Below are 6,441 nucleotides of genomic sequence, written 5' to 3' on the forward strand. Positions count from 1 at the left end.
GCCAGATCTGCATCCACCATCATGCGGACCAGTTCGGGAAAGGAAACCCGGGGCTCCCACCCCAGTTTGGACCGGGCTTTGGAATAGTCCCCCTGGAGCAAATCCACTTCCGCCGGGCGGTAGAGACGGGGATCCACCACCACGTACTTTTGCCAGTCCAGTCCGGCGTGGCTGAAAGCAATTTCCACCAGTTCCCGCACCGAGTGGGTTTCGCCGGTGGCAATGACGTAGTCATCGGGCTCATCCTGCTGCAGCATAAGCCACATGGCCCGCACGTAATCCCCGGCATAACCCCAGTCCCTGCGACTTTCCAGGTTTCCCAGGCGGAGCTCACGGGCGAGGCCCAGCTTGATGCGTGCCACCCCGTCGCTGACCTTCCGGGTGACAAACTCCAGGCCCCGCCGGGGTGATTCGTGGTTGAACAAAATGCCGCAGCAGGCAAAAAGGCCGTAACTTTCCCGGTAGTTCACGGTAATGTAATGACCGTAAACCTTGGCCACCCCATAGGGGCTGCGGGGATAAAAAGGCGTCCTCTCCGACTGGGGTGTTTCCCGAACCCGGCCGAACATTTCCGAACTGGAGGCCTGGTAAAAACGGATGCGCGGGTTCACCGTACGGATGGCCTCCAGCATGCGGGTAACCCCGAGGGCGGTAACCTGGGCGGTATGCAGCGGCTGCTGCCAGGAAACTCCCACGAAGGACTGGGCGGCCAGGTTGTAAACTTCATCGGGCTCCGCTTCCACCAGGGCGGCCACCAGGGAATTCTGGTCCGTCAAATCACCGGGGATAAGCCGCAGGTCTTTTTCCAGGTGTTTGATTCTCTCCAGGTTGCCCGTACTGGAACGCCTTACCAGCCCGTACACCATATACCCTTTTTCCAGTAAAAACTCGGCCAGGTAAGAACCGTCCTGACCCGTAATGCCTGTAATCAGTGCCCGTTTCACCTGCCCCACCCCTTATGCGTCCAGCGGGCGGCAGCAGGCCCGCTCCACGTTCTCCGGGGAAGGCGGATAATGATGGCGCAGGACATCTTTCCATTTGGCCACGAATTTCTCCCTGTTCACGGCCATGTAACGGCGCCACCCCCCGGTGCCTGAGAGAGCAGTTCCGCCGTCGTAATGGATGACCACAGCCCCGGGAACGTAAAGTACGGCCCACCCCGCCCGGCGCAGGCCAAAGCAAAGATCGGCGTCCTCGTAGTACATGGGAGCGAAGCGGAGATCAAAACCTCCCAGCGCCCGGAAGAGATGCGCCCTGACCATAAGACAGGCCCCGGAACAGTAATCCACCGGGCGGGGGTAATTGTACCTGGGCAGGGTAGGATCATCGCCCCGGCCGTAATTCCAGCCGGTACCGTCCCGCCAGATGATGGCGCCGGCCTCCTGCAGCCTCCCGTCCGGGTAAAGCAGCCTGGCACCCGCCGCCCCGACACGCGAGTTCTCCTGCAAAGCCGCTACCAGGGCCGTCAGCCAGCCGGGCAGTGGCCGGGTGTCACTGTTTAAAAAGAGCAGGTATTTACCCCGGCTCGCCGCCGCCCCCTGGTTGCAGGCATGGACAAAGCCCGTATTTGAAGAGTTGGAAATAAGGCGCACCCTTCCCCCCAGCGATTTCAACCAGGTTGCCGTTTCTTTATCCGAGTTGTTGTCCACGATGATCAATTCCCAGGGAAAGGTACGGCTGGTGTTCTCCCACAATGCCTGCAGGCACTTTTGTATGTGTTCCAGCTGGTTGTGTACGGGTATGATGATGGAAACCAGCATGGTATTGGTGTCACCTCGCATACCGGCAGCCAACTGCGCAGCTCCCTGTAATAACTTCACCGACTCCCACGTCAGCCAGATAACAAGCTATAAATGGCGGGTGCCACCACGGGGAAACTGTAATGGCGGCGCACATGCTCCTGTCCTTTTTGGGACAGGTGCTCCCACAGGGCCCGGCTTTCATAAAGGTCGGCCACTGCCCGGCTGAAAGAGACGGGATCATCGGCTACCAGTACATTGTCGCCGGGCTGCAGCTCCATACCCTCGGCCCCCACGCTGGTGGTCACCACCGGCAGACCGGCCGCCATGGCTTCCACTATCTTGGTCTTTATCCCCGCTCCGTAACGGATGGGGGCCAGCATGAGGCGACACTGCTCAAAATAAGGGGCCAGCGAGGGAACGTAGCCGACCACCCTGATCCCCTTATCTTCCAGCGCAAGAATCTCCTGCGGGGGGTTGTAACCCACAATGTAGAGGTCCACCCCTTGAAGGGCCCTTTGCAAATGGGGCCAGATACGACCTGCCAGGTATAGCACGGCATCCACATTGGGCGGGTGTGAAAAACTTCCCACATAGAGCAGCCCCCGGCGGCTGGAAAAAGGTTTGACCTCCGCCCAGACATCGGCAATAATGGGGATAACCACTGTCCTGGTGCCGGGTGCCAGCCTTGAAATCTCACGGGCTTCCAGAGGAGTAACCGCTATAACCGCATCAGCCTGCCGGAAAACGGCCGTTTCAATTTCCAGGTGCCGGTAGGCTTCTACAACCGACTCCTGCCGCCCGGTAACCAGGGCCTCCCGCCACAACCGGATATGGGCGAGATCCACAGTGTCCACGGCAATCCTGGTGCGGGGGGAATGACGGCGGATCACCGGGATGCAGGCGAGTGCATTCGCTGCAAAATGAATGCAGGCAAGCTGAAAGGGGACTTCCTCCAACAGGCGACCCAGTCCCACCACAGGACAATCCACCCGCCTCTGCCGGCAAATCAATGCTCCCTCTTCCACACAAAACTCAATGCCGTATTCTTCAAAAACAGGGCGGTAAATGTGGTACCGCTCTCCCTGGAGTACCAGGTAAACCACCCTGTGTCCGGCTTCTGCAAGGGCCTTTAAAATGCGAAAAACGCGCCACCCCCGTTCAGGTTGGGGGAACGGTGGGAGAGCTCCGTCAATAAACAGCACGCTGGCCATCCGTGTCCCACCTATTCGCCGATAATTCCCCGGCATATTCTCTCAAGAAAACCTGCCGCAGCCGCTCATATTCCGTATCGAACCTTCCCGTACTCCGGTGGTAGCACCAGGGTTCTTCCTGTCGCGGCACCACCACCCGGTATCCTCTCCGGTTAAACTCCAGGCAATGGGATAAATCATAAAAGTGGAAACCGTCAATAATATCATCCCGCCATGGTAGGTCGAAGCGGGTGACCATGAGCAGGCCGTCCACCGCTTCCACCGGCTCGTACAGAGACGCAGGCTGTTTGAAATGAAGCAACCGGGGCGGGTCGCCATGATAAACTTTACCGTAAGTATCACCCTCCCACCACACCCCGCTGGGTGGTATTTCTTTGCATCCGCACACACCTATAAGGCCGATGGAAGGGTCCGCCCGGAAAATCTCCAGTACATCCAGGCAAAAGCGGCGGTTCAAAATAAATACATCGTCGTGCAGGTAAACTTTACAGGTAGCTGTGCTCCTCTCCATCGCCCTGTTATAAGCAGCAGCAATGCCGCGCCGGGAAACTACCCGGAAGAACTCCACCTGCACACCGGGCCGCTCGAGCGCCTGAAGGTACTGGAGGCAGCGGCGGTAGCGAGCATCATCCTGACTGCAGATGATAAAGGCAAAGTGCTCCATAGCAGACCCTCCATGTTCTTCCGGTGAAAGAAGAGTGCTGTCTCCACATAACTCCCAGCTCAAACTGGGATGTCGAACGTGTTCATGAACCAATCATCATCGTGCACACGGCGGCGGAAATAAGCACGCCGTTTCCTTAAAACGCTCTGCGCGTGAACCCCGACCGGGGTTCTTGAAAAACCGGGCGAATGCCTGGCCATTGCCACCACCCTGGCCAGGCGCCGGGGGCCGAAGTGCAGGACCGCCAGCAGGAGGAGATTGCGGATCAGATTCTCCCCCGGCCTCTGGTAGGGCTTCCAAGGGCGGCTGATATGCACAACTTTAACCCACGGCATTACCGCCACGGTAAAACCGAAAAGCCATAGCTTCATCGAAAACTCCACGTCATCGTACCCCCAGGTGGTTAGACCCTCTTCAAAACCTTCCACTTCCCAAAAGGCTTCCCGGCTCACGGCCAGGCAACCGGCAGGGGCCAGGGGTACAGGAGAAAGAGAGCGAGGGGGAGAGGTCAGCCCAACCCAGGAGAAGTCTCGATTTAAAGTGCCGCCGTAAATCGCCAGGCGGGGGTTTCCGGTGTGCACCAGGGCTGGGCAAACGGCATCAACCTGCCCGGCCAGCACCGGCCGGGCCAGTTCACCCAGCCAGCCGGCCGGAACAATGATGTGGGCATCGCAAAAAACCAGGAGACCCCCCCTGGCCCACACTGCCCCCATATTTCTGGCCCGGGCCGGCCCCAAACCGGCAGTGGTAATAAGTCGCACTTGCCGGCTCAACTCTCCCTCCCGCCTCAGGAAATCGGTGCACCCATCCCGGGAACCGTCATCCACCACAATAATCTCCATGGGGTATCCGGAAGGCACGGTAAGCATGAACCGGATGGTCTGCTCCAGATAAGGCAGTTCATCCCGGCAGATAATGATTACCGAGGCCAGTTCTCTTGCTCCCTTTGCGGATGCTTCACGCATCGGTTGCCAACCACTCCAATCATTGCTCGGGGCCGGCATACGTTGAAAAAAATCCCACGGCATCCACGTGCGGCGAACTCAACCGGTTTCCCTACGGCAACGGAGAAATTGGGGGGAACGGAGCTATGGTCGGAAATGGCGCTATGGGTGGCAGCGGGAATACCGGCGGGAAAATACCGGACTCGACAACCTGCGCCTGGTCCTGCACGGCACAGGTCTCCATGTAGAATACCTTCACCCTGTACTCCGTACCCGGAGCCAGGGGACCCAGGAAAAAGTGGCCGTCCTGGTCTGTGAAGGTGTAACCAATAACGGGCCCCAATTTTTCCCCTTCCACCCTGAACACGACTACCACGGCTCCAGGCACGAGTGTACCATCGGGCCTGCGCACTACACCGCTCACCAGAACCCGGGGCTCGGGGAGAATGAAAAAGTCGTAATGCTGCTGGGTCTCACCGGGCCGGGTGACCAGGTTAAAACTGGTTAGTTGAAAGGCCATGGATTGAGACCTCCTGGAAGAAGTTTTAGTACCAATTACATAATATGTAAGGATAAGCTTTTGGTGTTGCATCTGGCATGGTAATAATTAGCATATAGTTGCCCTTAGCGGGATCACATGCCGATCGGGGTCAAAGGGTTGATTTAAAATTAAAGGTGATGTATGGCGCTGCTCCGGGGGAAAATCAGCCGGCAAATTCCACTTCACCCGGAACCTCTCCCAGTTGGCTTTCATGAGCGTTCTGTAGTCCATTCCTTCGCCAAGAAAAGTTCTTTGACCGAAATGGTAAACAAAAACGTCTTCAGCCACCAGCAGCTTAAAGCCGGCCAACCTCGCCCGCAGGCAGAAATCATCATCTTCAAAATTCCCCGGGCCAAAACGGGTATCCAGCCCACCAATGGTATTCAATACCTGGCGCCTGATTAACAGGCAAAATCCGCTCAAGATATTCACCTGCCTGCATTGACCAAAGTTTTCCACCGCCAGCCGGCGGGTGAATTCATCAAGCTGGTTCAGGGAAGGCAGGACAACCGGTATGGTCTGCATCAAACCGCCACAGTTGGAGAGGGGACCGACCAGCCCGGCGCACGGGTACTTTTTCAAGTGGGAGATGAGCCCGGTCAACCACCCCGGCGTTACCAGGACGTCGTTGTTCAGTAGCAAGAGGTATTCGCCCCTGGCAACGGCCAGGCCCCGGTTGCAGGCGGCAGCAAACCCCACATTACGGTTGTTCATGAGCACCCGCACACCTGTCAATGCCTGTAGATATTCGCGGGTACCATCGGTGGAACCGTTGTCCACTACCATAACCTCAACCGGTTCCGGGGTGTACTTGAAAATGCTTTCCAGACAGCGTCTGGTGAAGTGCAACTGGTTCCTCACGGGGATGACAATTGTAGTAAGTGGCTCCCCTATCAGTTTCCCGTGTGGAAATTGCTGCACGTTTGCAGTACCTCCGCAACAATGGATTGAATATCGGCCAACGTTTAACTCTGCCCCTGAAACCACACGGTTATAACCGAATTTAAACCCGGCTTCTTGTTCCGGAATTTAACACGCGCAAACCGGAGGAAATACTGGGGGACAAAAAGATGTTTTTCCCCTGAGTCGAGGGCATAAGCCAGCTCCCCAAAAGAGCTCCATGTCAAACCGTCCGGACTCTGCTCGGGCTGTACTACTACGGGGTTGGGCCCGTTGTTGCGAACCAGAAAAGAAAATGTCCGGACCCGGGAAATATCAACCTTTTTGCTATAGCCTTCCCGGTCCCCTGTCACCAGGTCCTCTTCCACACTTATAAAAACGGGTTGGTTCCACCCGGCCATTGCGATGCGGTTTAAAACGAGGCACACAACCGTAATCC

At 57.2% G+C, this 6,441-nt stretch carries 8 protein-coding genes; all 8 read right to left on the reverse strand.

Features of this window, described 5'->3' with window-relative positions; genetic code table 11:
• Positions 1–944: GDP-mannose 4,6-dehydratase (gene gmd / locus ACPLUI_RS09545; RefSeq protein ID WP_424660032.1), on the reverse strand; the 944-nt coding region annotated here is incomplete at its 3' end.
• A 12-nt stretch (positions 945–956) separates the two neighbouring features.
• On the reverse strand, positions 957–1,820 hold the full coding sequence (locus ACPLUI_RS09550; protein WP_424660033.1) for a glycosyltransferase family 2 protein: 864 nt from the start codon (positions 1,818–1,820) through the stop codon (positions 957–959).
• Between the two features lie 11 nt (positions 1,821–1,831).
• Positions 1,832–2,953 (reverse strand): glycosyltransferase family 4 protein, encoded by a 1,122-nt coding sequence (locus tag ACPLUI_RS09555; RefSeq protein ID WP_424660034.1) that lies wholly within the window; start codon positions 2,951–2,953, stop codon positions 1,832–1,834.
• A complete protein-coding gene (locus tag ACPLUI_RS09560) occupies positions 2,931–3,617 on the reverse strand; it encodes a glycosyltransferase family protein (protein WP_424660035.1) in 687 nt (228 codons plus the stop codon). The genes ACPLUI_RS09555 and ACPLUI_RS09560 overlap by 23 nt, the downstream gene beginning before the upstream one ends.
• Positions 3,618–3,676: 59 nt before the next feature.
• On the reverse strand, positions 3,677–4,582 hold the full coding sequence (locus ACPLUI_RS09565; RefSeq protein WP_424660036.1) for a glycosyltransferase family 2 protein: 906 nt from the start codon (positions 4,580–4,582) through the stop codon (positions 3,677–3,679).
• 91 nt (positions 4,583–4,673) lie between these two features.
• Positions 4,674–5,081 carry a carboxypeptidase-like regulatory domain-containing protein gene (locus ACPLUI_RS09570; protein WP_424660037.1) on the reverse strand — a complete coding sequence of 136 codons (408 nt, stop codon included), beginning with the start codon at positions 5,079–5,081 and terminating at the stop codon, positions 4,674–4,676.
• An 87-nt stretch (positions 5,082–5,168) separates the two neighbouring features.
• The gene (locus ACPLUI_RS09575; RefSeq protein ID WP_424660038.1) at positions 5,169–6,023 is read right to left on the reverse strand and encodes a glycosyltransferase family 2 protein; all 855 of its coding nucleotides are present in this window, start codon (positions 6,021–6,023) and stop codon (positions 5,169–5,171) included.
• Between the two features lie 44 nt (positions 6,024–6,067).
• A partial coding sequence (locus tag ACPLUI_RS09580) for a DUF6385 domain-containing protein (RefSeq protein WP_424660039.1) occupies positions 6,068–6,441 on the reverse strand: 374 nt, incomplete at its 5' end.

The organism is Desulfofundulus sp., from assembly GCF_049701015.1.
Classification (GTDB): domain Bacteria; phylum Bacillota; class Desulfotomaculia; order Desulfotomaculales; family Desulfovirgulaceae; genus Desulfofundulus.

Coding starts and splice junctions, on each gene's coding strand:
- ACPLUI_RS09555 (WP_424660034.1), bottom strand. CDS start 2,953: ATGGCCAGCGTGCTGTTTATTGACGGAGCTCTCCCACCGTTCCCCCAA.
- ACPLUI_RS09570 (WP_424660037.1), bottom strand. CDS start 5,081: ATGGCCTTTCAACTAACCAGTTTTAACCTGGTCACCCGGCCCGGTGAG.
- ACPLUI_RS09565 (WP_424660036.1), bottom strand. CDS start 4,582: ATGCGTGAAGCATCCGCAAAGGGAGCAAGAGAACTGGCCTCGGTAATC.
- ACPLUI_RS09560 (WP_424660035.1), bottom strand. CDS start 3,617: ATGGAGCACTTTGCCTTTATCATCTGCAGTCAGGATGATGCTCGCTAC.